Below are 204 nucleotides of genomic sequence, written 5' to 3'. Positions count from 1 at the left end.
TGGCCCGTTGGTCAAGCGGTTAAGACACCGCCCTTTCACGGCGGTAACACGGGTTCGAATCCCGTACGGGTCACCATAATTTTACGGAAGATCGTCCGTTTCTTTTTGAAACAACTACTTTGAAAAGCAGCAAGAGCCATTAGCTCAGTTGGTAGAGCATCTGACTTTTAATCAGAGGGTCGAAGGTTCGAGTCCTTCATGGCT

General features: G+C 48.5%; 1 tRNA gene. It reads left to right on the top strand.

From position 1 onward, the window contains the following. Position 1: 1 nt before the first annotated feature. Positions 2 to 76, top strand: a tRNA-Glu gene (locus SAY88_RS25810). Positions 77 to 204 lie beyond the last annotated feature (128 nt).

The organism is Halalkalibacter flavus (assembly GCF_036663575.1).
In the GTDB taxonomy this organism is placed as follows: Bacteria; Bacillota; Bacilli; order Bacillales; family Bacillaceae_D; genus Halalkalibacter; species Halalkalibacter flavus.
Note: the sequence above shows the minus strand (reverse complement) of the source record. Positions and strands in the feature narration are given on the sequence as shown.